This is a genomic window from Rhizorhabdus antheiae (assembly GCF_049889055.1).
Taxonomy (GTDB): Bacteria; Pseudomonadota; Alphaproteobacteria; order Sphingomonadales; family Sphingomonadaceae; genus Rhizorhabdus.
Map to the genome: position 1 here is coordinate 162,204 of NZ_JBLTWO010000003.1, position 24,345 is coordinate 186,548.

Here is a 24,345-nt window from a genome sequence, read left to right on the forward strand (position 1 = left end):
GCTTACATGGACGAACAAGGCGCAGCCGCGCATAAGGGCGCCATGTCGAGGGCCATCTTCCCACTCTTTGCGGCGCTGCTGCTCGCGCCGGGCATTACGGGCTGCAACGGTGGCGGTGATGAACTGCCCCCGGGCGCGACGCGGGTGGAGTGCAGGCCCGCCGGCGGCGCGCCCTTCGAGGCGGCCTGCACGCTCGAGCGAATGAAGAGTGATGACGGTACGGTACTGCTCGTTCGCTCGCCCGACGGGGGTTTTCGCCGATTGCTGGTGGTGCGCGACGGGCGTGGAGTGGTGTCTGCTGATGGCGCCGAGCCGGTCGCGGTGGCGCCAGCCGGCGCTGCGCATATCGAGGTAACCATCGGGGGCATGCAATATCGCCTGCCGGCGCGGATAATGCCATGACTGGGCGCTCCATCCTGACGGCTGCCGAAACGCGTTCGGCAGAAGAAACGGCCTTTGCTGCCGGGCTCTCGGTCGACGACGCGATGGAGCGGGCAGGGAGCGCGGTCGCGGAAGCCGCCTGGCGGTTCGCTGGCCCTCGTGAGACATTGGTTGTCTGCGGTCCGGGCAATAATGGTGGCGACGGCTATGTGATCGCGCGCTGGCTGCGCGATCGGGGCGTGCGCGTGCGCGTCGCGGCGAGCGCGGAACCGCGCACCCCTGCCAGCCAGTTGAACCGCGCGCGTTGGGCCGGACCGGTGGAGGAACTGGCCGAGGCTGAACCGGCTCCACTGCTAATCGATGCTCTGTTCGGTACCGGTCTCGTCAGGCCGCTGGTCCTCCAAGTGGCGACACCCTTGGCGCGGCTCGCGAAAGCGGCGTCGCTCCGGGTCGCAGTCGATCTGCCGAGCGGGGTCGGGACCGACGATGGCGCGCTGCTCGGGCCCGCGATCGCTTATGACCTGACGGTCGCTCTCGCGGTGCTCAAGCCCGCGCACCGGCTGCAACCGGCGGCGGCTCTGATGGGGCGGCTGGTCCTGGCCGACATCGGTATCGCGGGGACGTCCGATCTGGCGGAGATCGCCCGGCCGCGCCTGTCGCCGCCCGGCCCGACCGACCATAAATATACGCGCGGGCATGTCGTGGCGGTCGGCGGAGCGATGCCGGGGGCGGCGCTGTTGTCGGCGATGGCGGCGCAGCGGGGCGGGGCGGGCTATGTCACGCTTGCGGCTGAGGCTTCTGCCGCGGCGGCGCCCGCCGCGCTGGTATGCCGCGCCGATCCGATCGGTCTGATCCTGGCCGACGACCGGGTCGGCTGCGTCGTCGTCGGACCGGGGCTGGGGCGCGATGCGGAAGCTTCGGCACGGCTGGACGAAGCCATCGGCACCGGGCGCCCCTGCGTTCTCGATGCCGATGCGCTGACCCTGCTCGCCGAGCGGCGAAGCGCCATGCCGGCGGGCGCCATACTGACGCCGCATGAAGGCGAGTTCAGGCGGCTGTTCGGCGATCTGGGCGGCAGCCGTGTCGAGCGGGCCCGGGCCGCTGCCCGACGATCGGGCGCCGTTGTCGTGCTCAAGGGGCCCGACACGGTCGTTGCGGCGCCCGACGGCAGGGCGGCTATTGCGGCACCCGCCACGGGATGGCTCGCCAGCGCGGGCACTGGCGATGTACTGGCGGGCGTCATCGCGGCGAATCGGGCGCGCGGTCTTGATCCCTTCGCCGCAGCCTGCGCCGGCGTGTGGCTGCATGGCCGCGCCGGGGAGCTGGCGGGAGCGGGGCTCATCGCCGACGATCTCGTGGCCCATCTGCCGGCCGCTCTTGGAGAATGTTGTTGAACGATCAGGCACCCATCGTCCGCATCGCGGCGCGCGGCGACGGCATCACGGAAGACGGACGGCATTCGCCACAATCGGCGCCCGGCGATCTGCTCGGCATCGACGGGTCGCTGACCTGGGGTCCGCATCATGTCGAGCCGCCCTGTCGGCATTTTCCGAAATGCGGCGGTTGCCAGCTCCAGCATGTCGATGACGAGAGCTATGCCGACTATATCGTCCAGCGGATCGTCGGCGCATTGGGCCAGCAGAAGGTGGAGGTCGGATCGGTCGCGCCCACGATGTTGTCGGCACCCGAAACCCGCCGTCGCGTTTCGCTGCGCGCCGAGCGGCAGGGCAAGCGGATGCTGCTCGGCTTCAACGAGGAGGCGAGCCATCATATCGTCGACCTGAAGATGTGCGCGGTGATGCATCCCGCGCTGGTCGCGCTGATCGCACCGCTGCGCCGCCTGATGCACCCGCTGCTGCGCGACCGCCGCGCGGCAGGCGTGCAGATGACCCTCGTCGACCAGGGTGTCGACGTGCTGCTGGAAAAGGTCGAGGTCGAAGGGCTGGTAGCGATCGAGGCGGTCAACGACTTCGCCCGCACTCACAAGCTCGCCCGGCTCGCGATCGACGACGGCTATGGCGCCCGCGCTCAGTGGGAGCCCGATGCCGCGACGATAACGCTCGGCGGGGTCGCGGTGCCTTTCCCGCCGGGAGCGTTCCTGCAGGCGACGGCGGACGGCGAGGCGGCGCTGGTCGCGGCGGTCGAGGCGATCGTCGGCGACGCGCCGATTGTCGCTGATCTGTTCGCCGGGCTCGGCACCTTCTCGCTGCCGCTGTCGGACAGCCGGCGGGTCTATGCCGCCGAAGGCGCGCGCGACGCCGTACTGGCGCTCAAGGCGGCGGGCGACAGGACGCAGCGCAAGATCGCGGTCGACCATCGCGATCTGTTCCGCCGTCCTCTGAATGCGGCCGAGCTTGATTGCTTCGATGCCGTCGTTCTCGATCCGCCGCGCGCGGGCGCCAAGGAGATGATGGGGGCGCTCGCCCAGACGCAGCGTCTGTCGCGCATCGCCTATGTCTCGTGCAACCCCTCGACCTTCGCGCGCGACGCCCGGACTCTGGTCGAAGGCGGCTGGGTGCTCGACAGGATCGTACCCGTCGGCCAGTTCCGCTGGTCGACGCATGTCGAACTGGTCGGAGATTTCCGGCGGGGCCGCTGAGGAGAGGGCGGTCGACAAGAAGGAGAGACCATATGACCGAGAAAGTCACGGGCCCCGCTTCCTATTTCCCGTCGATCGAGAAAAAATATGGCCGCCCGATCGAAGAGTGGAAGGCTATGGTTCGCGCGGCCTCTCCCGCGCCGCACATGGCGCTCGTCGCCATGCTCAAGGAGCAGCATGGGCTGGGGCATGGTCACGCCAATGCGATCGTCGCCCATGTGCTGGCGGAAGATCGCGGCTGAGGCGCTATCGAGGGCGACATATTGTCCCTCGCCTTTCCCCGCCCGTCATTCCCGCGAAGGCGGGAATCCATGGATGGCGGAACGTTCGACGCCACAGCGCCTCGTTACCGTGGATTCCCGCCTTCGCGGGAATGACGCCGTTGAGGTGTCCCTTACGCCGTTTCCGCCATTCCTTGCAGCAAGTGACCACCCGCTCTACGATCGGCCCTATCGCCGGCTCATCCGCGCGCAGCCATTGCGGCCAATCTGAACGCAGCCTGTCGAAGGCCCCTTCCTGCGGCGAAAATCCCCGCGCGTCGGCCTGTTTGCGCTGGAGAGCGCGCATCGGAACGCCGTCGGCTTCCCCATTCCTCCCGGAAGCCGCGCCGGAACCCCGTTCAGCGCGGTTGACTCGGGGAACCCCCGTTCCTAAAGGGGCCTCGCCTTGGCGGGATCGATCGTCGCCATGACGCCACCTTCCCGGCAACAGGAGGGTGTGTGCCATGACGGAGAACGAGACCGGACAAGACCCGGAAAGTGTGGGGGATCAGCGTCTTACATCGCTCGATGAGCGGTTGCGGGCGATCCAGCATGCCGAACAGGTCAGAACGGCGAGCACGCATAAAAAGCCTGAGAAGGGATATTCCCAGGGCAATCGCGTGCTGACCGAGCTGATCGCGGGGATCGTCGGCGGAGGTCTGCTGGGCTGGTGCTTCGATCACTGGCTCGGGACCAAGCCCTGGCTCCTATTGGCCATGCTGTTCCTCGGGATCGGCGTGGCCTTCAGGAATATCATTCGGATTTCTCAGGAGCGCCCGGAGTGATTTCCGGACGCTTTTGGCATAAGCAGGGGTAAGGCAAGCGTGGCAGCCGAATCGGGCAAGATCGATCCGATGCACCAGTTCCTGATCGAGCCGTTGTTCGGTCAGGATTGGGCGATTGCGGGCCATAACGTCGCTTTCACCAATTCGGCGATGTGGATGGTCGTGACACTGGTCGCGATGCTGGTCTTCATGGTCGGCGGAATGAAGCGCGAGCTCGTTCCCGGCCGCTGGCAGGCCGCCGTCGAAAGCTTCACCGGCTTCATCTCGGGCATGATGGCCACCAATGTCGGCCCCGAGGGCAAGAAGTTCGTTCCCTACGTCTTCTCGCTGTTCATGTTCATCCTGATCGCCAACATCATGGGCATGATGCCCACCGGCGTGGTCGGGGTGCATCCCTTCACCGTGACGAGCCACCTGACGGTGACCGGCGTCCTCGCGATCATCAGCTTCGCGATCGTGCTGATCGTCGGCTTCTGGCGCCACGGTTTCCACTTCTTCTCGCTCTTCGTGCCGCATGGTACGCCGGGCTACATGGTTCCGCTGATCTTCGTGATCGAGCTGTTCTCCTTCCTCATTCGTCCCTTCTCGCTCGGCCTGCGACTGTTCGTCGCGATGACCGCGGGGCACATCCTGATGAAGGTTCTGGCCGGCTTCGTGATCAACGGCATCAATGCGGGTGCAGTGACGGTGGCGATCGTCTCCATCCCCAGCTTCATCCTGATGATCGGCATCACCCTGCTCGAACTGCTGGTGTGCGCCATCCAGGCCTATGTGTTCGCGCTGCTGACGTCGCTGTACCTCAACGACGCGATCAACCTGCACTGAGTTTCACTGCACGACCTTCAACCTAATTCTAAGCAAGGAGTTTATCATGGACGCAGAAGCCGCAAAGCTGATCGGTGCCGGTCTCGCCGCAATCGGCGTTGGTCTCGCCGCCCTCGGCGTGGGCAACGTGTTCGGTTCGTTCCTCGAGTCGGCTCTCCGCAATCCGGCGGCTGCCGATGGCCAGCAGGGCCGCCTCTTCATCGGCTTCGCCGCCGCCGAGCTTCTCGGCCTGCTGGCGTTCGTCGTCGCGATGATCCTGCTCTTCGTCGCCTAACATTCAGGTTGCGGGGCCGGTTCGCACCGGCCCCTAACGGGAATTACCGATGCCTCAGATCGCCCAGATCGCCGCGACCTACGCTTCGCAGATCTTCTGGCTGCTGATCATCTTCGGCCTGATCTATTTCGTGATCGGGCAGGGGATGCTGCCGAAGATCGAAGCCACCGTCGAGGCACGCGACCAGAAGATCGCTTCCGATCTCACCGCCGCCGAGGCCGCTCGTGCCAAGGCCGACGAGACCGAGGCGGCCTATCGCGCCCGGATCGACGAGGCCCGTGCGGCCGCCCAGAAGGCGGTTCAGGATGCCAAGGCCGGTGCCGCCGCCGATGCGGAACAGCGGGTCAAGGCCGCCGATGCCGTGCTCGCGGCCAAGGCTGCCGAGGCCGATGCGGCGCTGAAGGCCGCGCAAGCCAGGGCGCTGGCGGAAATCGAGAGCGTGGCTGCCGAAGCCGCGCAGGAGATCGTCGCCAAGGTGTCGGGCATCTCGGTCGACAAGGCCGAAGCCGAGAGTGCGGTGAAGTCCGCACTCGCTGCCTGAACGGAGACGTCGAATGTCTGTAAACGGCTCCGCACTCGTGGCGGAAAATCTCTCCGAGGCGGCTTCGCTCGAAGGCATGCCTGAGAATGTCAGCGCCGGTCACGCCGCCGCCGGCACGCTCGAGCATCATGTCGATCCGGCTGCGCTGGGCATGACTGCCACGGCGTGGGTGTCGCTGGCGATGGTGATCGTCATCCTTCTTCTCTTGTGGAAGAAGGTGCCCGCGATCATCGGCTCTTCGCTCGACAAGAAGATCGCGTCGATCCGCGCCAATCTCGACGAGGCCGCCGCGCTGCGCGCCGATGCCGAGAAGCTGAAGGCCGAATATGAGGCGAAGGCCCAGGCCGCTGCCCGCGAAGCCGAGGAGATGCTGGCCCATGCCCGCAGCGAGGCCCAGGCCATCGTCGAGCAGGCGAAGGTGGATGCCGGCGCGCTGATCGAGCGTCGCGGCAAGATGGCCGAGGACAAGATCGCGGCCGCCGAGCGCGGTGCTATCGCGGAAGTGCGTGCCAAGGCGGCAAATGCCGCGGCCGGTGCGGCTGCGGTTCTCATCGCCCAGCGCAACGACGCGAAGACCGACAAGGTGTTGATCGACGGCGCTATCGACTCGCTCGGTACGGCCAGCTTCTGATCCGTCGCTGCGTCGGATAAAAAGGCCCGTCGGATGTCCGGCGGGCTTTTTTCATGGGCGACAGCCGGCGGCCGCCCGGCCCGTTGGCACCGCATCATTTACCAAATCCTCACGCTCCCGGACTATTGCACCGATCATGGGTGCGATCGGCTGGATATGGGCATGGCTGATGCTGATGGGGGGGCTGCGGGCGTGGAACAGCGCCTTGCTGCCGTCCGACATCATTTGCGCCATGCTGTTGTCCGGGATTGTTGCCCTCCCGCTGTTGTGGAACCGCAAGAACGGGGTGTTCGCAGCGGCGGCGCCGTCGCCCCTAGTGCGGGCAGGCATTGCGATCCTCCTCCTCGTGTCGGCCGGCGTGTCGCATCCGGACATGCTGATGATGATCGCGGTGGCTTGATTCCCTTCGGGCAAGGTTCGCGGCGGACCGAGATTGCGGCGCGCGCGTCGGCATCCTAAATCAGGGCCGTGACCGACATTCCATCCAGCGACCGCTTCAACGAGGAGAAGAGCGTCTTCACGGTGCGGGGTTCGGATACCCCCGACATCGATGCAGGCGTCGCTGCCATTCGCAACGTTCTCAAGACGCTGCCGGTGCGGCCTGGGGTCTACCGCATGCAGGACGCACGCGGCGATGTCCTCTATGTCGGCAAGGCGCGCGCGCTCAGAAACCGCGTCGCCAATTATACGCAGATCGCCCGCCTGCCGAAGCGGCTGAGCCGGATGGTGGCGCAGACCCGTTCGATGACGATCGTCACCACCAACAGCGAGGCGGAGGCGCTGCTGCTGGAGGCGCAGCTGATCAAGCGCTACCGACCGCCCTACAATGTGCTGCTGCGCGACGACAAAAGCTTTCCGTTCATCCTGCTGCGCGAGGATCACGACTTTCCACGTATCCAGAAGCATCGCGGCGCGCGGCGCGCCAAGGGGCAATATTTCGGTCCCTTCGCCAGCGCCGGATCGGTGACGCGCACGCTCAACGCGCTGCAGAAGCTGTTTCTCCTGCGCTCCTGCACCGACAGCTTCTTCGCCAACCGCGACCGGCCCTGCCTGCTCTACCAGATCAAGCGCTGTTCAGCGCCCTGCGTCGGCCGGATCGACGAGGACGCCTATGCCGAACTGGTCGGCGACGCCAAGTCGTTCCTGACGGGTAAGTCGACCCAGGTGCAGAAGAAGCTCGGCGAGGCGATGAGCGCGGCCGCCGAAGCGATGGATTTCGAGCTTGCCGCCATCTACCGGGACCGCCTCCGCGCGCTGACCTTCATCCAGGGCAGCCAGGCGATCAACGCCGAGGGCGTGGCGGATGCCGATGTGTTCGCGCTCGATACGAAGGCGGGGACGGTCTGCATTCAGGCCTTCTTCATCCGCGGCGGCCAGAATTGGGGACATCGCGCCTTCTTCCCGGCGCATGTCCAGGACGTGCCCGAGCCTGAAGTGCTGGCGAGCTTCCTGATGCAGTTCTACGAGGAGGTTCCGCCGCCCCGTCTGGTCCTCGTGGGCGATGCGCCGGCGGAAGCCGAGCTGCTGTGCGAGGCCCTGTCCGAGCGGGCCGGCCGCAAGGTGCAGATCAAGGTCCCGCAGCGGGGTGAACAGCGCAAGCTGATGGAGCAGGCGCGCCGCAACGCGCGCGAGGCGCTGGATCGCCGCCTCGCTGAATCGACGACCCAGGGCCGCATCCTGCAGGAGATGGCGGAGCTGTTCGAACTGGAAGGGCCGCCCGACCGGATCGAGGTCTATGACAACAGCCACATCATGGGCACTAATGCGATCGGGGGGATGATCGTCGCCGGCCCGGAGGGCTTTCGCAAGGGCAGCTATCGCAAGTTCAACATCAAACGGTCCGAAACCAATCCGGGCGACGATTTTGCGATGATGCGCGAGGTGCTCGAGCGGCGCTTCGCCCGGCTCGAGCGCGAGGATCCCGAGCGGCGCAGCGGCGAATGGCCCGACCTGCTGCTGATCGACGGCGGCAAGGGACAGGTCAGCGCGGTCTGCTCGGTGCTGGAGGAAATGGGCGTGCAGGACGTGCCCGTCGTGGGCATCTCCAAGGGGCCGGATCGCAATGCCGGCCGCGAGCATTTCCACCTGCCCGATGGCCGCGAGTCGATGCTGCCGATGAACTCGCCGCTGCTCTTCCATCTGCAGCGCCTGCGCGACGAGGCGCACCGCTTCGCGATCGGCGCCCACCGGGCGAAGCGCGCGGCGAGCCTGACGAAGAGTCCGCTCGACGACATTCCGGGCATCGGCCCCGCGCGCAAGAAGGCGCTGCTGATGCATTTCGGTACGGCCCGAGCGGTGCGCTCCGCATCGCTTGCCGATCTTGAACGGGCGCCGGGCGTCTCGCGGGCCATGGCACAGGCGATCCACGACCATTTTCACGCGGCCGGCTGATGGAACCGGTGACACCCCGATCCGAAAACGGTCCCGGCGAACCGCCGCGCGTCCTGCTGACGATCGATACCGAACTGACCTGGCGGCCTGGCGGCAACTGGGGTGACTGGCGCGAAGCCTTCGACCGTTCTTATGAGGCTGCGGGGGTAGGCGTCCGCTATCAGCTGCGGGTTCTCGCCCAGCACGCGCTCAAGGCCTGTTTCTTCGTCGATCCGATGCCGGCCTGCGTCTATGGCCTCGATCCGGTGCGGCGGATGCTCGAGCCGATCCTCGAGGCCGGACAGGAGGTGCAACTCCATCTCCACCCCTTGTGGGTCGGCGCGCGCGAAGGGCGAACCCGGAGCGAGCGTCAACTCGCCCGCTATGACATCGGTTCGCAGATCGACCTGATCCAGCGCGCGCGCGACATGCTGGTCGAAGCCGGCGCACCCGAACCAACCGCCTTTCGCGCGGGCAATTATTCGGCCAATGACGACACGCTCCGCGCGCTGTCGATGCTCGGCTTCCGCTTCGACAGCAGCCATAACGGGCATCAGCACCCTTGGCCCAGCGCGATCGGATTGCCCCGTGACCAGATCGCGCCGATCGAGCGTCTGGGGATGATCGAGATACCGGTTACCCTGATCGCCGAGGGGCAGAGCTCGCGCCATCTCCAGATCTGCGCTGTCTCGCTGGGCGAGATCAAGGCTGCGATCGAACATGCCGGTATCTCGGAGGCACCGGTCGTGACCATCGTCACCCACAGTTTCGAACTGGCAAACCGCGCGGGGACGGCCCCCAACCGCATTCACGTCAAGCGCTTCGAGGCGCTGTGCGAGTGGCTGGCGAGCGAGCGCCGGCGCTTTCCCACCGCCTATTTCACCGATCTCGACCAGCTTCCGCTCGATCAGCCCTCCGTGCTTCTGCCGAGCGCCGGACTTCGCCGGGTGGGGCGGCTGTTCGAACAGATCTGGTCGAACAAGGTGGAAGAGCGCGGCTGACGCGGCCGCGCTCCCGATCCTATGCAACTGCGGACCCCCGCCATCATCTGCGCGATGCGTGCCCATGGCGAACATGGCGCGATCGTGCGGGCGCTGACCCCCGGCCACGGGCTGATGGCCGGCTATGTGCGGGGCGGGCGATCGCGACGGCTGCGGCCCGTGCTGGTGCCCGGCAACATGGTCGAGGCGGAATTCAGGGCGCGCACGGCCGAGCAGCTGCCGGGGTTGACGGTGGAGCTGAGCCATAGCCGAGCCGGGCTGCTGTCCGAGCCGCTGGCGGCGTCGGCGATTGACTGGCTGACGACATTGACGGCGGTCGGCCTCGCCGAAGGCCAGCCGCATGATCGGCTTTACGAGGCGCTCGATGCGACCCTGTCTGCGATCGAGTTTGCGCCGTCCGCGCGGGGCTGGGCGGCATCGGCGGTTCGTTATGAGATGCTGGTCATGGCCGAACTGGGCTATGCGCTCGACCTGTCGGGCTGTGCCGCTGGCGGGCCGGTCGAAGAGCTGGCCTATGTCAGTCCGAAGAGCGGAGCCGCGGTCTCACGCGATGCCGGGCTGCCCTATGCCGACCGCCTGCTGCCGCTGCCGGCCTTTCTGGCGCGCGGAGGCGAAGGGGCCGACTGGGGCGAGATCCTCGATGGGCTGAAGCTTACCGGGCACTTCCTGCGGCGGGACATATTGGTCGACCGTCGGAGCGATGCGCTAGACGCGCGCGAACGGCTGATCGAGCGGATAAGGCGACTGCTCTAGCGTCGGCAGGCGACAAAGCGATTGCGCGCGCGGCGAGGGCAGGGCATCGGGCGGCGGCGAAATCGATAAGGGGAAAGTCATGCTGATTGCCTTGTTGCCCGGAGACGGCATCGGTCCGGAAGTCGTTGCCGAAGCGGTGCGCGTTCTCGAAGTCGTGGCTGGCGATCGCCTGACCTTCGAAAAGGGTCTGGTGGGTGGCGCGGCCTACAAGGCCGTGGGACATCCGCTTCCCCCGGAGACGCTCGACCTCGCGAAGCGAGCCGACGCAATTCTGTTCGGCGCGGTCGGCGACCCGGACTGCGACGCGCTCGAGCGCCATCTGCGCCCGGAGCAGGCGATTTTAGGCCTTCGCAAGGCGCTGGGCATGTTCGCCAATCTTCGCCCTGCGAAGCTCTTCAAGGAACTGGCGGATGCCTCGGCGCTGCGGCCGGAAGTCGCTGGCGCGATCGACATGGTCATTGTCCGCGAGCTCAACGGCGACGTCTATTTCGGCGAAAAGGGCATGCGCAAGACGGCCGAGGGCCGCCGTCAAGGTTATGACGTCATGTCCTATGACGAGGACGAAGTGGCGCGGATCGCTCGCGTGGGCTTCGAGACGGCGCGCGCGCGGGGCCGTCGCCTCTGCTCGGTCGACAAGGCCAATGTGCTGGAGACGTCGCAGCTTTGGCGCGATGTCGTTATCGAGCTTTCGGCCGAATATCCGGACGTCGAGCTCAGCCACATGTATGTCGACAATGCCGCGATGCAGCTCGTTCGCAATCCGGGCCAGTTCGACGTCATCGTCACCGGCAATCTGTTTGGCGACATCCTCTCGGATCAGGCGTCGATGTGCGCGGGTTCGATCGGCATGCTCGCTTCGGCCGCGCTCGATTCCGATCAGAAGGGGCTGTACGAGCCGATCCACGGTTCGGCGCCCGATATCGCCGGGCAGGGCAAGGCCAATCCGCTGGCGACGATCCTGTCGGCGGCGATGATGCTGCGCTATTCGCTCGGCATGGCCGCCGAAGCCGACCGGATCGAAGCCGCCGTAGCCAGGGCGCTGGAAAATGGTGCCCGCACGGCCGATCTCGGCGGTTCGATGACGACGAGCGAAATGGGCGACGCCGTCCTCGCTGCCCTCTGAAGCGAGCTGCCGCTCAGCGCCCCATGAGGGCGCGAGCGGCGGGGAGATAGGTCCGGCCGATCCGGATCTTCTCCTCATCGGTCAGGACTGCGTGCCAGACGCCCATGCCGTCATGGCTCAGGCGGGCGATCCGATCGCGTCGCACGATCGTGCTGCGATGAAGCCGGACGAACCGGGTCGGATCGAGCCGGCGCTCCAGCTCGGTGATCGTCTGGTGCAGCAGGAAGCTGCGCTGTCCGACGTGCAGCCGCATATAGTCGCGCTCGGCCTCGATCCGGTCGATGTCCTGCGCCGCGATACGGATCATCTCCGAGCGGTGGGGGACCCAGAATTCCTGGGCGTACTCTGAAGAGGTCACCTGCTCGGATGGGGCCTTGCGCCGCTCGACCACGCGCTGGACTGCGCGGGCGAGGCGGTCCTGCGCGACCGGCTTCAGCAGATAATCGGTGGCCGACAGGTCGAAGGCGGTGACCGCATATTGATCGAAGGCGGTGCAGAACACGACCGCCGGGCGTGTCGCGCGCTGTTCGATGGCGCGGGCCACACCGATCCCGTCGAGGCCCGGCATGGCGATGTCGAGCAGCAGCAGTTCGGGCTCCAGTGCATCGAGCAGACGCAGCGCCGCCTCACCGTCCGAAGCGGTGCCGACGAGGTCGATCATCGGCTCCCGCGCACACAATATCTGTAGCCGCTCGATCGCCAGCGGCTCGTCGTCGACGACCAGGGTTCTTATCGGTGATTCAGCTGTCATTCCTGATCAATGGCATGAAAAGCGTGACGCCAAAACCGCCATTGGGCAGCGGGCCGAAGCGACAGCTGGCCTCCTCTCCGAAACGCGCACGCAAGCGGTCGGAGACGTTGCGCAGGCCCACGCCCGTGCCCGCCGGGGCTTCGCCTTCGGCCAGCGGATCACCATCATCTTCGACCGAGAGGACGAGCCCATGCGAATCCTCGCGTGCGGTGATGCGCAGCGTGACGGGACGCCGCGAGCGCGAAACGCCATATTTGATCGCATTCTCGACGAGCGGCTGCAGGATCAGACAGGGGACGCGCACATCCTCCAGCGCGGGCGGCACGTGGATTTCGACCAGCAGCCGGTCCGGGAAGCGGATCGCCTCGATGTCGAGATAGAGACGCTGGAGGCGGATTTCCTCGGCCAGCACGACATCTTCGGTCGGGTCGGCGGTGAGGCTCGTCCGGAAGAAGGTGGATAGGTTGAGGATCATCTTCTCGGCTTCGTCGCGGCTGTCCTTCAGAATCAGCGTCGACAGCGAATTGAGCGTGTTGAACAGGAAATGCGGGTTCACCTGATAGCGCAAGGCGCGAAGCTCCGCGTCGCGCGCGGCGGCACGATAGGACGCCGCCTGCCGCTCCGCATCGCGAACCGCCGCCGCATAGGAGAGCGCAAGGAACAGCGCCCCCCAGGCGGCAAAGAAGAAATAGCCGTTGAGCGCCTGGTCGGCGATCTGGGCGAGGACCGACTTGTCATGCTCCTTGTAGATGTCGGCAGGACGGCCGACCTGGATCATCACCGTGCCGGGCGAAGGCTCGCTGACGACCGGCATGGGGATCTCGACCGGCTTTGGTATCTCGATCTTCGGAAACGATGGTTGCGTGTCGGATAGGTCAGGCGCGGTTGCCGGGGCCGCTTCGGCGGGCATGGCCGGGGGAGCGGGCGGTGGCGGGGGCGCCGCGGAAAGAATGGAATCGAGGTCTATCTTGATGCCGTTGCGTCGCGCCTCCTCCACCGCAAGGCGCGCGCCCTTCATCTGTTCGCGATAGTCGCGAACCGCTTCCTTATAGGCTTCCTGTTGGGCACGTGCCGCCTCACGCAGAGCTGCCTCAGCCTCGCGCTTGCCTTCGTCCGCCTGCCTGCGCCGCTCGGCATTGGCGCGGGCCAGTTCATTTTGTGCCTCGGCCAGTTCGCGTTGGATTTCGGCCTGATGCTCGGCCGCCTCGCGCTGCGCTTCGGCCTTCTCCTGCGCGGCCTCCCGAGCCTGCTCAGCGGCCTCCTTGATTGCAGCGCGGGCCGCCTCGACGGCCGCCTTGGCCTGCGCCCTGGCTTGCGCTGCGCTGTCGGTGTCGACGACGCTCTTCGATACTGTGCTTGCCTTGTCCGCCTCGATCCGACGATCGATCTCGCGGAACGCCATCCAGTTCATCGAGCTGTAGGCGACGGCCGCCGGGATCGAGAGGAGCGCTACGGCGGTCACGTTCACCGCCAGCGACTTCCGCGCGAGAGGGCGCATCGCGAGATAGACGATATAGGTCGCCACCATCGACCCGATCGACACGAAGGCGCGGGCGGCCAGCATGTCGGTCTGGTGTCCCAGATCGATCATGAAGGAGCGGATCGTCGCGATCACGCAATAGACCATCCAGAAGCAGATGATCGAAATCAGGGCCACCCGCGGGCTGACCGTGGCACCGCGCGGCGTTTCAGCGTTGAACGTCATCCCACCCCTATATCTTCATCGCTGTAAATATGCCCGTCCCCTATGCGGATGTTCGTCGATCCACCCATGCCGTTCATCGAAAGTTCAGCTTTCTGGCACGGTTCGGCCAAGCGGAACAGCGGTGCGATGCGGGCGTTGGAATCTCGTGCTGGAAGAGGAGCCTTTAGCATGAGTGGTCAGACCGAGGACGAGAAAAAGACCTGCACGACCTATGTGCGCACCGCGCATGATGCGCAGGACGATGCGAAGCTTCAGGAGAATCCGGCGGACGAGGATGCCAAGCTCGACGTCGCGCTCGACGAAAGCTTCCCGACATCCGATGCGCCATCGAACACCCAGCCGGGCAAGGGCAAGGATCCCGCCCCACCGTCAGGCCATGACGAGGACGAAGAAAAGCGCCGCGAAAGCAGGCGCTGACGGTTTCGGCGCGCCAGGTCAAAAGACCGGCGCGCCATCCGAACGCCAGTTATCCACAGCATTATGAGCGGCACGGGGGTCTGGAGCGTTTGCTTGTTGCGTTGCAACAAGAAACATGGTCCGTTGATGAACAGAGGCCTTACGCGGGCTTAAGCGTCCATAAACCAAGATGGGCGCATAACCCAGACAGGGCTTCCAGCTTAGGGGCTATTGTATGGGCACGCATATGAGACCTGCAGACGGCGCGCTGACCTTGGCGGAAATGAAAGAGTTCGCCAGTTTTCCGGCATCTACCCAACGCTATATTCGTCGATCGCTCGATATCGGCCTCGGTCGCGAGGACGCGCTTGCGCGTTGGTCGCGCGACGTGATCGAGTCCGCGAGCATCATGGCGCAGTCGCGCATCTATTCGCGGCTCGATTATATCCGCGAACTGGTCCCCGACGACAGCGGGCTCGACGCGGTCGAGCCGTTCATGGCCCCGCTGATCACCGTATCGGCTTTCGACCTCGGACAGGATCGTCTCGCCACCTTCGGCGCCTATCGCTTCCTCTACGAGCGACTGATCGGCGCCGATGTGCGGCCCTGGCTGCCGGCGGCCTTCTGCTCGGCGGCAGCCCTGCCACATCTCCACCCGGAAAAGCGGCGTGTTCTGCTCCAGTCGATCAGCGAAGCGGCCGCAACGGCAGCAGGCTGGTCGAACCGCGAACCCGTTTTCTACCCCGAGTGGGTCGACAAGGTCGAAGCTCGCCTTCCGAACTGATCGGCCAGACCGATCTTCGCTGCCTGCACTTGCCGATCTGCCGGAGTTGCGGATAGATCGGCTCGCTGCGGAACCTTTGGGACCATCCGCCGCTTGGTAGGATGATTTCTGTAGGCTATCCATGTTTTCGGGCGTGAGCCCGCGAAGATGGGGTGTGGCGATAGGTGTATCATGGCGGCGATTTTCCTGACCCATCATGCGGTCGAAAAACCCTGGGGCCGCCGCGATCTCGCGCCGCTGTTCGACGATCCAGCCCCCGACGCCCCCGCCATCGGCGAAATCTGGTATGACGATCCGCGCGGCTGCTCGCACGATCTGCTGATCAAATATCTCTTTACCAGCGAGCGTCTTTCCGTTCAGGTCCATCCCGACGACGCGGCGGCGCGCGCGCGTGGCTTTGCGCGGGGCAAGGACGAGGCGTGGATCATATTGTCCGCCGAGCCGGACTCGACCATCGCCCTCGGCTTCCGCGAGAATTATGACGCCGAGACGGTCCGAGCGGCGGCGCTCGACGGCTCGATCGAGCATATGTTGCACTGGCAGCCGGTGCGGGCCGGCCAGTTTATCTATTCGCCCGCCGGGACCGTCCACGCGATCGGCAAGGGCCTGCGCGTGGTCGAGGTTCAGCAAAATCTCGATCTCACCTATCGCTTCTACGACTATGGATCGGATCGCGAGTTGCACCTCGACGATGCGATGGCCGTGGCCGACTTCGTTCCCTTCGCAGGACAGGCGCCGGCTCGGTCGATCGACGCAGGGCGCGATATATTGGCCGAGGGTGGCAAGTTCGTGCTCGAGCGCTGGACTGCGGGTGGCGAGCAGCGCGTCGATCCGGGCGAACTGCCGCTGTGGCTCTTGCCGGTCGCTGGTGCGCTGAACATAGATGGTCAGGCGACCGGGCTTGGCGACGCGATCTTGATCGAAGGCAGTAGCGTCATAGCCTTGTCCCAGGATGCGACGGTCTATGCCGCCTATCCCGGCGCGGATGTTCTCGGGACCCTCCTCGGGTCCATCGCGCGGTCGACTTCGGACAGCAATTGCGCGGTGACCGGATAGCCGAGATGTTCCGGGATGTGCAGCCATGGCACGCCGTCCCGCTCCTCGACCCAGGGTGTCACCACCTCCATAGGATAGCGCGCGGCAATATCCGTCGCATCTGCCCAGTTTGAAGCCATGGCGATCCGCTCGAGATTGCGCTGCGTCGGAAAGATCAGCCCGCCCTGCGCGAGATGATCGGCCGCCGTTCCCCAGCGGCAATGCACGCTTTCGCCACCGTCGGCGACCGCTTCGCCCATATCCGGCGCGCGGGCGATGTAGAAGCGGGTGTCGAACCGGTGCGGCATCGCGTGGTCGGGACGCCAGCGGGAAAAGGGGTGCAGATCGCCCAGCAGCAGACGCAGGCCGTGCTCTTCCAGAAGTTGCGCAAAGGCGGTGCCATCGTGCAGCGCATGTCTCAATGTGGCGATCTGGTCGGGCGAGCCCAGTCCCTCCACGCAGGGCGCGAGCCCGATCTCCTCGATCGTCTCGCGGATCGCGGCGACGCGATGGGCGATCTCGATCCTATCGAACGTGTCGCCGTCGACAAGCAGATCGTGCCGCGCCGCCAGCGAGAAATCGCCGTGATCGAGCCGCCCGCCGGGGAAGACCATGCGGCTTGCGGCGAAGCGCATCTGCGCGCTGCGGGCGATCATCGGGATCTCGGGCGGGCCGTCGGCCTGCTCGCGCAGCAGGATCAGCGTCGCGGCAAAACTGGCTTCGGGCAGGTCATCGCTCATGTCGCGCGACCGGCAATCACCGTGAGCGGCCATTGCAGCAGCTTCGTCGCTTCGGCCGGCCCCCAGGCCTCACGCAGGCGCGCGACCATCTGTTCGAACGGCGCGCGGCCGATCGCTCGCTCCATCGCGCGTACGGCGGACCAGGTGTCGACATAGCCTATCAGCGCTTCGAGCGACCATTGCACCTCCAGCAGCATCGGTGGCGCTTCGACCGGCGCGAAGGGCAGGTGGATGTCGCGATAATCATTGTCGACCATCGCCCGCTCGGACGGCCAATAGGGCGCGAGGGTCTCGGTCCGGAAAGTTTCGACGATCGCCGCGACGTCGCTTCCGGGCGTCATCCCGGCATAGGTCACCAGCGCGATCAGGCCGGCCGGCTTGAGGACGCGCTGCGCTTCCGCAAAGAAGGCCGGCAGATCGAACCAGTGCGCGGCCTGGGCTGCGGTGAGCAGATCGGCGCTTCGGGGAGCGATGCCGGTCTGCTCGGCCCGCGCGACGCGATAGTCGACATTCGGATGGGGCTGGGCGTTGGCGATCTGTTCGGCGCTCGGGTCTAGCGCGACAACTTGGGCGAAACGCTCCGCCAGCAGGGTCGATAGCTGCCCCGACCCGCAACCGACGTCGACGGCGAGCGATCTTGTCGGTGCTTCGGCGGCGAGCCAGGTTGCGAGGGCGTCCGGGTAGCCCGGACGGTAGGTCGAATAGGCCGAGGCGTGGGACGAGAAATGGTCCTTGAAGCCGCTCACCGGACCGCCGTCAGGAAATAGTCGAGCGTCATATCGTCGCTCAGCTGAAAGCCCGACGCGATCGAGAAGGACAGCCCCTTGCGGTCGATCACCCGCAGTCCGGCGGCCTCGACAAGGGCGGTCAGCTCGTCGGGGGTAAGGAACCGGCTCCAGTCGTGCGTGCCCTTCGGGATCATGCCGAAGCCTTCGGCGATGCCGATCAGCGCCAGCCGGGACAGCGGGCTCCGATTGGGCGTCGACAGGATCAATATGCCATCGGGCGCCAGCAGATCGGCCAGACCCGCGACGAAGGCGGCGGGCTCGGCCACATGCTCGATCACCTCCATCGAGGTGACGAGGTCGAACTTTTCGCCGGCCAGGGCCTCGAACCCGCCGTGGCGATAGTCGATGGTCAGCTGCTGGCGCTGGGCATGGACCTTGGCGACGGCGATGTTCTCGGCGGCGGCGTCGACCGCGATCATCTCCGCGCCGAGACGCGCGAGCGGTTCGGCGAGCAGTCCCGCCCCGCAGCCGATGTCGGCGACACGGCGCCCGGCGAGCGGGCGCAGGCTTTGCGGGTCGAGACCCCAGTGCCGGTCGATCGTCTCGCGCGCATGGCGCAGGCGAGGGGGGTTGAGCTTGTGGAGCATGGCCGACGACCCCTTGGGATCCCACCATTCCGCCGCCATGCTTCCGAAATGCGCGGCCTCCTCCGGGAGGATGGAGCCGTGCTGTTGTGCGCTTGCGTTCATCACGCCCCCTCTCTATCAGGGCCGCGCTCTCGGTCCAGAGGGCATTTCCGGCGCTTTCGCCTCTGGGGATTATGTGGGTCTATGGCGCGCATCGTAATGAAATTCGGCGGCACCTCGATGGCGGGGATCGAACGAATTCGCAACGTGGCGAACCGCGTCAAGCATGAGGTCGAACTCGGCAACGAGGTCGCCGTGGTGGTGTCCGCCATGTCGGGCGAGACTGATCGTCTGGTGAATTTCTGCCGCGAGGCATCGCCGCTCTACGACCCGCGCGAATATGACGTCGTCGTCTCTTCGGGCGAGCAGGTGACGAGCGGCTTGCTGGCGATCGTGCTCCAGTCGATGGGCGTGAAGGCGCGCAGCTGGCTCGGCTGGCAGCTGCCGATCACGACTTCCGACGCCCATGCCTCGGCGCGGATCGAGGAGATCAATTCCGACGCGATCGGCAAGGCGATGAGCTCGGGCGAGGTCGCGGTCATCCCCGGCTTCCAGGGGCTCACCGGCGATCAGCGTATCACGACGCTCGGTCGTGGCGGCTCGGACACTTCGGCGGTCGCTGTCGCAGCGGCGATGAAGGCCGATCGCTGCGACATCTATACCGACGTCGATGGCGTCTATACGACCGATCCGCGCATCGTGCCCAAGGCGCGCAAACTTGCCAAGGTCACCTATGAGGAGATGCTGGAACTGGCATCGGTCGGCGCCAAGGTTCTGCAGACCCGCTCGGTCGGCCTCGCCATGAAGGAGAAGGTGCGGGTGCAGGTGCTCTCGTCCTTCGATCAGCCCACCGACAACCCGACGCCTGGCACGATGATCGTCAGCGAGGAAGAACTCGAAGGAAGCGCCATGGAACGCCAACTCATCACCGGCATCGCCTATGACAAGAACGAGACCAAGATCACGCTGACGCAGGTGCCGGATCGCCCCGGCGCGGTCGCATCGATCTTCGCGCCGCTCGCCGAGGCCAATATCAACGTCGACATGATCGTGCAGAACGTCGCGCACGACACCGGATCGACTGACGTCACCTTCACCGTCCCCTCGGCCGAACTCGCCCGTTCGCTCGACGTGCTCGAGCGCGAGCGCGGCAAGATCGGCTATGAGAAGCTGGTCCACGACACCAATGTTGCCAAGATCTCGGTCGTCGGCGTCGGCATGCGCAGCCATGCGGGCGTCGCCTCCAAGATGTTCGAGGCGCTTGCCCAGCGCGGCATCAATGTGCTCGCGATCACCACCTCGGAGATCAAGGTCTCGGTGCTGATCCACGAGGATTATACCGAACTGGCGGTGCGCGTGCTGCACACGGCCTATGGCCTCGATGCGGAGGATGCTGCCTGATGAGCGGCGCGACCCGCCTCACGGCGCTGATGGCGCGCGGCGTCGAGCTGCTGGGCAGCGACTATGCGATCCTCGGCGGCGCGATGAGCTGGGTCTCCGAGCGCAATCTCGTCGCGGCGATGTCCAACGCCGGCTGCTTCGGCGTGATCGCCTGCGGTGCGATGACGCCCGAACTGCTCGATGCCGAGATCGCGGGCACGAAGGCGCTGACGTCGAAGCCCTTCGGCGTCAATCTGATCACGATGCACCCGCAGCTCGAAGCGCTGATCGACGTGTGCGCCAGGCATGGCGTCGGCCATGTCGTGCTGGCCGGCGGCCTGCCGCCGGGCGGGGCGATCGAGAAGATCAAGGCCTCGGGTGCCAAGCTGATCTGCTTCGCGCCGGCGCTGGCGTTGGCCAAGAAGCTGATCCGCTCGGGCGTCGATGCGCTGGTGATCGAGGGCATGGAGGCGGGCGGCCATATCGGCCCGGTCTCGACCTCGGTTCTGGCCCAGGAGATACTGCCGGTCGTCGGCAAGGACCTGCCGGTGTTCGTGGCAGGGGGGATCGGCCGCGGCGAGGCGATCGCGTCCTATCTCGAAATGGGCGCGGCCGGCGTCCAGCTGGGCACGCGTTTCGTCTGCGCGACCGAATCGATCGCTCACCCCAATTTCAAGAAGGCCTTCATCCGCGCCTCGGCGCGCGATGCAGTGGCCAGCGTTCAGATCGATCCGCGCCTGCCGGTCATCCCGGTGCGGGCGCTGCGCAATGCCTCGTCCGAGCTGTTCACCGCCAAGCAGCGCGAAGTCGCGCAATTGCTCGACGACGGCAAGGTCGAGATGGCTGAGGCGCAGCTGCAGATCGAGCATTATTGGGCCGGTGCGCTGCGCCGGGCGGTCGTCGACGGCGATATCGAACATGGTTCGGTGATGGCTGGCCAGTCGGTCGGCATGGTGACTCGCGAAGAACCGCTTGCCGATATCGTCGCAAAGCTGATCGAGGAAGCAGCAGCGGCACTCGAATTGCGTACCGCCTGACCGCAATCCCCCCGGCGCGGCCACCGGCCAGCGCTCCCCGGATGTACGGGAGATTGCGGAAACGGTACGTCGAGGTTGGAATCCGGTGCCGCTTTCTGTTAGCGGGCTCCTGATGTCACCGTCGATCGCCACCTCCGCCGCGCGCACCATCCTGACGCGCTTGCATGATGTGATGGCGTCGCGGTCGGCCGCGCAGACCAAGCTCAACCAGGTCGTCCAGATCATCGGCGAGGAGTTGGGGACCGAGGTCTGCTCGATCTACCTGCTGCGCGATGGCGTGCTCGAGCTGTTCGCGACGCGTGGCCTGAAGCAGGAAGCCGTCCACGTCACCAAGATGGCGCTGGGCGAAGGTCTTGTCGGGACGATCGCCAAGAATGTCGAGACGCTGAACCTCGACGAAGCGACCAGCCACCCGGACTTCGCCTACAAGCCCGAGACGGGCGAAGAGCTGTTCCACAGTTTTGCGGGTGTGCCGATCGTCCGGCGCGAGCAGGCGGTGGGCGTCCTTTCGGTCCAGCACCGCGACCAGCGCCGCTTCGACGAGGTCGAGGTCGAGGCGCTGCAGACGGTCGCGATGGTGCTCGCCGAACTGATCGCGGGCGCGGGCCTGGTCGACGAGAAGGCCGCCGGCTCGAAGGGTGTGCGCGACTCGAGTGCCGTGCGCCTGCTCGGCTTGAAGCTCGTCGAGGGGATGGCGGGCGGCCGCGCCGTCTATCACCAGCCCCGGATCGAGATCGAACATACCGTCGCCGAAGATGTCGAGGTGGAACGACATCGGGTGATCTCCGCCTTTGCGCGGATGCGCGACCAGATCGACAGGATGACGCGCGAAGCCGATTTCGGCGCGGCAGGCGAGCATCAGGACATTCTCGCGATGTACAAGATGTTCGCCTATGACGAAGGCTGGATCCGGCGGATTAACGAAGCGATCGAGAGCGGCCTGACCGCCGAGGCCGCGATCGAACGCGTCCAGCAGCGGACCCGCATGCGGATGCGCGAGATCGGCGATCCGCTGCTCGCGGATCGCATGCACGATCTGGAAGACCTGTCGAACCGGTTGCTCAGGATCGTCTCTGGCCAGTTGGGGACGGCTGCGCAGCTCGGCCTGCGGCAGGACTCGATCCTGATCGCCCGCAATCTGGGGCCGGCCGAGCTTCTCGAATATGACCGGCGCCGGCTGAAGGGCGTGGTCCTCGAAGAAGGCTCGCTGACTGCGCACGTCACGATCGTGGCCCGGGCGATGGGGATACCCGTGCTCGGTCGCGTCAAGGATGTCCGCCGCACGATCGTCGATGGCGACTATCTTCTCCTCGACAGCTCGACCGGATCGGTGGTGGTCCGCCCGAACGCGTCGATGGAAGAGGCGTTCGATGCGAAGCTGGTCGTCAGCCAGAAGCGGCGTGCCGAATTTGCCGCGATGCGCGACCTGCCGGCGGAAACGCTCGATGGCGTCCGTGTCGAGTTGATGGTCAATGCGGGTCTGCGCGACGATATTGCGGCGCTCGACGTGACCGGCGCCGACGGCATCGGCCTGTTCCGGACCGAGTTCCAGTTCCTCGTCTCCGCGACTCTGCCGCAGCGCGAGCGCCAGCAGCGTCTCTATCGCGAGGTGATGGAAGCGGCAGGAGATCGTCCGGTGATCTTCCGCACGGTCGATATCGGCGGCGACAAGGCGCTGCCTTATCTGAAGACGGATGACGAGGTGGCGGAGGAAAATCCCGCACTTGGCTGGCGCGCCATCCGCCTCGGGCTGGAGCGCGATGCGCTGATGAAGGTGCAGGCGCGCGCGCTGATCGAGGCCGCGGCTGGGCGAACGCTGAACGTCATGTTCCCGATGGTCTCCGAGCCCTGGGAATATGACGAGGCGGTGGCGCTGTTCGAGGCGCAGCGGAAGTGGATCCACGATCATGGGCGGGGCGTGCCCAACGCGATCCGCTATGGGACGATGCTCGAAGTGCCGGCCCTGGCCGAGACGCTCGACATGCTGTTGCCCCGCCTGGACTTCCTGTCGATCGGCACCAACGATCTGACCCAGTTCCTGTTTGCCGCCGACCGCGCCAACCCGAAGCTCGCCGAGCGCTATGACTGGCTGAGCCCCTCGATCCTGCGCTTCCTGAACCGCGTGACGCGTCAGACGCTGGACGCGGGTGTGCCGATCGGCGTGTGTGGCGAGATGGGCGGACGACCGCTGGAGGCCATGGCGCTGGTGGGCCTGGGGATCGGGCGTCTGTCGATCACGCCAGCCTCGGTCGGCCCGGTCAAGGCGATGCTCCGCACCCTCGACCTTGGCAAGTTGCGCGCGGAAATGCAGGACTTTCTGTCCCGTCCGGTGCGCAGCCTCCGTGACGAACTCGGCGCCTGGGCCGAACGCAATGGGGTTGCGGTATCCTGATTTGCGGGGCAGACCTAGGCGGCCAGGGGGAACGACGCTTCGTGCGGCGCCGGCAGACCTGTTTTGAGACCGTCCTGCCTGCGTGATCGCCACGGAGCGCGAAGGAGTACGCGATGAGCGAAAGCGCTGGTGAAGGGCAGAAGATGGCTCCGCGGAGCGTCGGCGAGCAATTGTCGGCCGAACGCACGCGCCAGAACATGGAATTGAGCGACGTCGCGGCACGCACGCGCATCCCGCTGCGGCATCTCGAAGGGATTGAGAGCGGCAACCATGAAGGGCTGCCCGCCACGCCCTATTCGGTCGGTTTCGTGCGGACCTATGCGACGATGCTGGGGCTCGACGGTCCGGCTCTGTCGCGCGCCTTCCGTGACGAACTCGGCGAAGAGCGGCGCGGCCATTTCGAACCGGAAGCCTATGAACCGGTCGATCCCTCGCGCGTGCCGTCGCGGCTGCTCGCGATGGTCGCGCTCGGCGTCGCCCTGCTGCTCGGTATGGGCTATCTGCTGCTGCGCTTCCAGGAAGACAATGTCGATCTCGCGCGGCTCGCCGCCGATACGGTCGAGGATAATCGGCCGTTGCCGCCCAAGCCAGTCGTCGCACCGCCGCCTGCCGAACCGGCGATTCCCACCGGCCCGATCACCGTCACCGCGATCGAGGATGTGTGGCTCAAGGTGTCCGAGCGCGCTGGGCGGACCTATTTCATGAACGTCCTGCCGGCAGGGCAGAACTACACGCTGCCCGAAGATGCGATCGACCCGGTTCTTCGCACGGGGCGTCCGCAATCTGTGCGTGTCGCAATTGGTACGACCGCCCTGCCGCCGATCGGCGAGCCCGATCGTCTCGTCCGCGCCTACAGCCTCAAGCGCGACGCGCTGGTGGCGATCGCCACCGCCAAGCCCGAAGCGGCCGCTGAGGGCGATGCCGCCGCCAATGCTGCGATGCCGGAAGACGTCGTCGGACCGGTTGCGGGCGACGCGGCGCCCGAGCGTCGCCGCCGGACGGCGCCGCTGCCTCCGGCTTTCCGCAGCGTCGCTCCGACGACCGAGCCGGTCGCTCCGGCGTCCGATCCCGCCGCTGCGACGGGTCAGCGCGAGCAGCCTTGATCCGGGCCGTCCTCAAACCGCATTGTTCTACCGAAACGACCATGGGATGAAGTTCAGAATGAAAA

26 protein-coding genes are annotated in these 24,345 nt (G+C 66.1%); 21 read left to right on the forward strand and 5 right to left on the reverse strand.

The window, feature by feature from the left end:
• The first annotated feature begins 6 nt into the window (after nucleotides 1–6).
• The 14 genes from ACNI3R_RS08315 to leuB all read left to right on the forward strand — a co-directional run bounded on the left by ACNI3R_RS08315 (nucleotide 7) and on the right by leuB (nucleotide 11,543).
• A complete protein-coding gene (locus tag ACNI3R_RS08315) occupies nucleotides 7–402 on the forward strand; it encodes a hypothetical protein (RefSeq protein WP_426181875.1) in 396 nt (131 codons plus the stop codon).
• Nucleotides 399–1,775: an NAD(P)H-hydrate dehydratase gene (locus tag ACNI3R_RS08320; protein WP_426181878.1), complete on the forward strand. Its 1,377-nt coding sequence runs from the start codon at nucleotides 399–401 to the stop codon at nucleotides 1,773–1,775. The genes ACNI3R_RS08315 and ACNI3R_RS08320 overlap by 4 nt, the downstream gene beginning before the upstream one ends.
• Nucleotides 1,766–2,980: a class I SAM-dependent RNA methyltransferase gene (locus ACNI3R_RS08325; protein WP_426181881.1), complete on the forward strand. Its 1,215-nt coding sequence runs from the start codon at nucleotides 1,766–1,768 to the stop codon at nucleotides 2,978–2,980. The genes ACNI3R_RS08320 and ACNI3R_RS08325 overlap by 10 nt, the downstream gene beginning before the upstream one ends.
• Nucleotides 2,981–3,012: 32 nt before the next feature.
• Nucleotides 3,013–3,222, forward strand: coding sequence for a DUF4287 domain-containing protein (locus tag ACNI3R_RS08330; protein ID WP_426181884.1), 210 nt, complete (start codon nucleotides 3,013–3,015; stop codon nucleotides 3,220–3,222).
• 482 nt (nucleotides 3,223–3,704) lie between these two features.
• On the forward strand, nucleotides 3,705–4,025 hold the full coding sequence (locus tag ACNI3R_RS08335; RefSeq protein ID WP_426181887.1) for an AtpZ/AtpI family protein: 321 nt from the start codon (nucleotides 3,705–3,707) through the stop codon (nucleotides 4,023–4,025).
• A gap of 39 nt (nucleotides 4,026–4,064) precedes the next feature.
• Nucleotides 4,065–4,850 carry a F0F1 ATP synthase subunit A gene (locus ACNI3R_RS08340; protein WP_426181890.1) on the forward strand — a complete coding sequence of 262 codons (786 nt, stop codon included), beginning with the start codon at nucleotides 4,065–4,067 and terminating at the stop codon, nucleotides 4,848–4,850.
• A 46-nt stretch (nucleotides 4,851–4,896) separates the two neighbouring features.
• A complete protein-coding gene (locus ACNI3R_RS08345) occupies nucleotides 4,897–5,124 on the forward strand; it encodes a F0F1 ATP synthase subunit C (protein ID WP_010127014.1) in 228 nt (75 codons plus the stop codon).
• 49 nt (nucleotides 5,125–5,173) lie between these two features.
• Entirely contained in the window at nucleotides 5,174–5,665 is a 492-nt protein-coding gene (locus tag ACNI3R_RS08350; RefSeq protein WP_426181892.1) for a F0F1 ATP synthase subunit B family protein, read from the forward strand.
• Nucleotides 5,666–5,678: 13 nt separating this feature from the next.
• A complete protein-coding gene (locus ACNI3R_RS08355; protein ID WP_426181894.1) occupies nucleotides 5,679–6,296 on the forward strand; it encodes a F0F1 ATP synthase subunit B family protein in 618 nt (205 codons plus the stop codon).
• 136 nt (nucleotides 6,297–6,432) lie between these two features.
• Entirely contained in the window at nucleotides 6,433–6,696 is a 264-nt protein-coding gene (locus ACNI3R_RS08360) for a hypothetical protein (RefSeq protein ID WP_426181897.1), read from the forward strand.
• Nucleotides 6,697–6,764: 68 nt separating this feature from the next.
• On the forward strand, nucleotides 6,765–8,687 hold the full coding sequence (uvrC, locus tag ACNI3R_RS08365) for an excinuclease ABC subunit UvrC (protein ID WP_426181899.1): 1,923 nt from the start codon (nucleotides 6,765–6,767) through the stop codon (nucleotides 8,685–8,687).
• Nucleotides 8,687–9,667, forward strand: coding sequence for a polysaccharide deacetylase family protein (locus tag ACNI3R_RS08370; RefSeq protein WP_426181901.1), 981 nt, complete (start codon nucleotides 8,687–8,689; stop codon nucleotides 9,665–9,667). Before uvrC ends, ACNI3R_RS08370 begins: the two co-directional genes overlap by 1 nt.
• Nucleotides 9,668–9,688: 21 nt before the next feature.
• A complete protein-coding gene (recO, locus tag ACNI3R_RS08375) occupies nucleotides 9,689–10,420 on the forward strand; it encodes a DNA repair protein RecO (protein ID WP_426181903.1) in 732 nt (243 codons plus the stop codon).
• Between the two features lie 79 nt (nucleotides 10,421–10,499).
• Nucleotides 10,500–11,543, forward strand: coding sequence for a 3-isopropylmalate dehydrogenase (gene leuB, locus ACNI3R_RS08380; RefSeq protein WP_426181905.1), 1,044 nt, complete (start codon nucleotides 10,500–10,502; stop codon nucleotides 11,541–11,543).
• Between the two features lie 13 nt (nucleotides 11,544–11,556).
• On the opposite strand, the gene ACNI3R_RS08385 is transcribed toward leuB, so the two are convergent.
• Entirely contained in the window at nucleotides 11,557–12,294 is a 738-nt protein-coding gene (locus tag ACNI3R_RS08385) for a LytR/AlgR family response regulator transcription factor (protein ID WP_426181908.1), read from the reverse strand.
• Nucleotides 12,284–13,999: a sensor histidine kinase gene (locus tag ACNI3R_RS08390; RefSeq protein WP_426181911.1), complete on the reverse strand. Its 1,716-nt coding sequence runs from the start codon at nucleotides 13,997–13,999 to the stop codon at nucleotides 12,284–12,286. The genes ACNI3R_RS08385 and ACNI3R_RS08390 overlap by 11 nt, the downstream gene beginning before the upstream one ends.
• 168 nt (nucleotides 14,000–14,167) lie before the next feature.
• Between ACNI3R_RS08390 and ACNI3R_RS08395 the strand changes: the two genes are divergently transcribed.
• The 3 genes from ACNI3R_RS08395 to ACNI3R_RS08405 all read left to right on the forward strand — a co-directional run bounded on the left by ACNI3R_RS08395 (nucleotide 14,168) and on the right by ACNI3R_RS08405 (nucleotide 16,235).
• The gene (locus ACNI3R_RS08395; RefSeq protein ID WP_426181913.1) at nucleotides 14,168–14,416 is read left to right on the forward strand and encodes a hypothetical protein; all 249 of its coding nucleotides are present in this window, start codon (nucleotides 14,168–14,170) and stop codon (nucleotides 14,414–14,416) included.
• Between the two features lie 214 nt (nucleotides 14,417–14,630).
• Nucleotides 14,631–15,179: a hypothetical protein gene (locus ACNI3R_RS08400; RefSeq protein WP_426181915.1), complete on the forward strand. Its 549-nt coding sequence runs from the start codon at nucleotides 14,631–14,633 to the stop codon at nucleotides 15,177–15,179.
• Between the two features lie 171 nt (nucleotides 15,180–15,350).
• A complete protein-coding gene (locus tag ACNI3R_RS08405) occupies nucleotides 15,351–16,235 on the forward strand; it encodes a class I mannose-6-phosphate isomerase (protein ID WP_426181917.1) in 885 nt (294 codons plus the stop codon).
• Here the strand turns inward: ACNI3R_RS08405 and ACNI3R_RS08410 are convergent.
• The 3 genes from ACNI3R_RS08410 to ubiG are packed head-to-tail and all read right to left on the reverse strand — an operon-like array spanning nucleotide 16,151 to nucleotide 18,431.
• A complete protein-coding gene (locus tag ACNI3R_RS08410) occupies nucleotides 16,151–16,954 on the reverse strand; it encodes an NUDIX hydrolase (protein WP_426181920.1) in 804 nt (267 codons plus the stop codon). The two genes, ACNI3R_RS08405 and ACNI3R_RS08410, sit on opposite strands and share 85 nt — an antisense overlap.
• Nucleotides 16,951–17,700: a class I SAM-dependent methyltransferase gene (locus tag ACNI3R_RS08415; RefSeq protein ID WP_426181923.1), complete on the reverse strand. Its 750-nt coding sequence runs from the start codon at nucleotides 17,698–17,700 to the stop codon at nucleotides 16,951–16,953. Before ACNI3R_RS08415 ends, ACNI3R_RS08410 begins: the two co-directional genes overlap by 4 nt.
• Nucleotides 17,697–18,431, reverse strand: a complete 735-nt coding sequence (gene ubiG / locus ACNI3R_RS08420) for a bifunctional 2-polyprenyl-6-hydroxyphenol methylase/3-demethylubiquinol 3-O-methyltransferase UbiG (protein ID WP_426181926.1) — start codon at nucleotides 18,429–18,431, stop codon at nucleotides 17,697–17,699. Before ubiG ends, ACNI3R_RS08415 begins: the two co-directional genes overlap by 4 nt.
• 81 nt (nucleotides 18,432–18,512) lie before the next feature.
• Here ubiG and ACNI3R_RS08425 point away from each other — a divergent pair, with 81 nt between their 5' ends.
• The 4 genes from ACNI3R_RS08425 (at nucleotide 18,513) to ACNI3R_RS08440 (ending at nucleotide 24,280) form a co-directional block, all read left to right on the forward strand.
• Entirely contained in the window at nucleotides 18,513–19,769 is a 1,257-nt protein-coding gene (locus ACNI3R_RS08425) for an aspartate kinase (protein ID WP_426181929.1), read from the forward strand.
• Nucleotides 19,769–20,785, forward strand: coding sequence for an NAD(P)H-dependent flavin oxidoreductase (locus ACNI3R_RS08430; RefSeq protein ID WP_426181932.1), 1,017 nt, complete (start codon nucleotides 19,769–19,771; stop codon nucleotides 20,783–20,785). The genes ACNI3R_RS08425 and ACNI3R_RS08430 overlap by 1 nt, the downstream gene beginning before the upstream one ends.
• 112 nt (nucleotides 20,786–20,897) lie before the next feature.
• A complete protein-coding gene (gene ptsP, locus ACNI3R_RS08435; RefSeq protein ID WP_426181935.1) occupies nucleotides 20,898–23,177 on the forward strand; it encodes a phosphoenolpyruvate--protein phosphotransferase in 2,280 nt (759 codons plus the stop codon).
• A gap of 113 nt (nucleotides 23,178–23,290) precedes the next feature.
• Entirely contained in the window at nucleotides 23,291–24,280 is a 990-nt protein-coding gene (locus tag ACNI3R_RS08440; RefSeq protein WP_426181938.1) for a helix-turn-helix domain-containing protein, read from the forward strand.
• The last annotated feature ends 65 nt before the right edge of the window (nucleotides 24,281–24,345 follow it).

Coding starts and splice junctions, on each gene's coding strand:
- ACNI3R_RS08315 (WP_426181875.1), top strand. CDS start 7: ATGGACGAACAAGGCGCAGCCGCGCATAAGGGCGCCATGTCGAGGGCC.
- ACNI3R_RS08320 (WP_426181878.1), top strand. CDS start 399: ATGACTGGGCGCTCCATCCTGACGGCTGCCGAAACGCGTTCGGCAGAA.
- ACNI3R_RS08325 (WP_426181881.1), top strand. CDS start 1,766: ATGTTGTTGAACGATCAGGCACCCATCGTCCGCATCGCGGCGCGCGGC.
- ACNI3R_RS08330 (WP_426181884.1), top strand. CDS start 3,013: ATGACCGAGAAAGTCACGGGCCCCGCTTCCTATTTCCCGTCGATCGAG.
- ACNI3R_RS08335 (WP_426181887.1), top strand. CDS start 3,705: ATGACGGAGAACGAGACCGGACAAGACCCGGAAAGTGTGGGGGATCAG.
- ACNI3R_RS08345 (WP_010127014.1), top strand. CDS start 4,897: ATGGACGCAGAAGCCGCAAAGCTGATCGGTGCCGGTCTCGCCGCAATC.
- ACNI3R_RS08350 (WP_426181892.1), top strand. CDS start 5,174: ATGCCTCAGATCGCCCAGATCGCCGCGACCTACGCTTCGCAGATCTTC.
- ACNI3R_RS08355 (WP_426181894.1), top strand. CDS start 5,679: ATGTCTGTAAACGGCTCCGCACTCGTGGCGGAAAATCTCTCCGAGGCG.
- ACNI3R_RS08360 (WP_426181897.1), top strand. CDS start 6,433: ATGGGTGCGATCGGCTGGATATGGGCATGGCTGATGCTGATGGGGGGG.
- ACNI3R_RS08370 (WP_426181901.1), top strand. CDS start 8,687: ATGGAACCGGTGACACCCCGATCCGAAAACGGTCCCGGCGAACCGCCG.
- recO (WP_426181903.1), top strand. CDS start 9,689: ATGCAACTGCGGACCCCCGCCATCATCTGCGCGATGCGTGCCCATGGC.
- leuB (WP_426181905.1), top strand. CDS start 10,500: ATGCTGATTGCCTTGTTGCCCGGAGACGGCATCGGTCCGGAAGTCGTT.
- ACNI3R_RS08385 (WP_426181908.1), bottom strand. CDS start 12,294: ATGACAGCTGAATCACCGATAAGAACCCTGGTCGTCGACGACGAGCCG.
- ACNI3R_RS08390 (WP_426181911.1), bottom strand. CDS start 13,999: ATGACGTTCAACGCTGAAACGCCGCGCGGTGCCACGGTCAGCCCGCGG.
- ACNI3R_RS08395 (WP_426181913.1), top strand. CDS start 14,168: ATGAGTGGTCAGACCGAGGACGAGAAAAAGACCTGCACGACCTATGTG.
- ACNI3R_RS08400 (WP_426181915.1), top strand. CDS start 14,631: ATGGGCACGCATATGAGACCTGCAGACGGCGCGCTGACCTTGGCGGAA.
- ACNI3R_RS08405 (WP_426181917.1), top strand. CDS start 15,351: ATGGCGGCGATTTTCCTGACCCATCATGCGGTCGAAAAACCCTGGGGC.
- ACNI3R_RS08410 (WP_426181920.1), bottom strand. CDS start 16,954: ATGAGCGATGACCTGCCCGAAGCCAGTTTTGCCGCGACGCTGATCCTG.
- ubiG (WP_426181926.1), bottom strand. CDS start 18,431: ATGAACGCAAGCGCACAACAGCACGGCTCCATCCTCCCGGAGGAGGCC.
- ACNI3R_RS08425 (WP_426181929.1), top strand. CDS start 18,513: ATGGCGCGCATCGTAATGAAATTCGGCGGCACCTCGATGGCGGGGATC.
- ACNI3R_RS08430 (WP_426181932.1), top strand. CDS start 19,769: ATGAGCGGCGCGACCCGCCTCACGGCGCTGATGGCGCGCGGCGTCGAG.
- ptsP (WP_426181935.1), top strand. CDS start 20,898: ATGTCACCGTCGATCGCCACCTCCGCCGCGCGCACCATCCTGACGCGC.
- ACNI3R_RS08440 (WP_426181938.1), top strand. CDS start 23,291: ATGAGCGAAAGCGCTGGTGAAGGGCAGAAGATGGCTCCGCGGAGCGTC.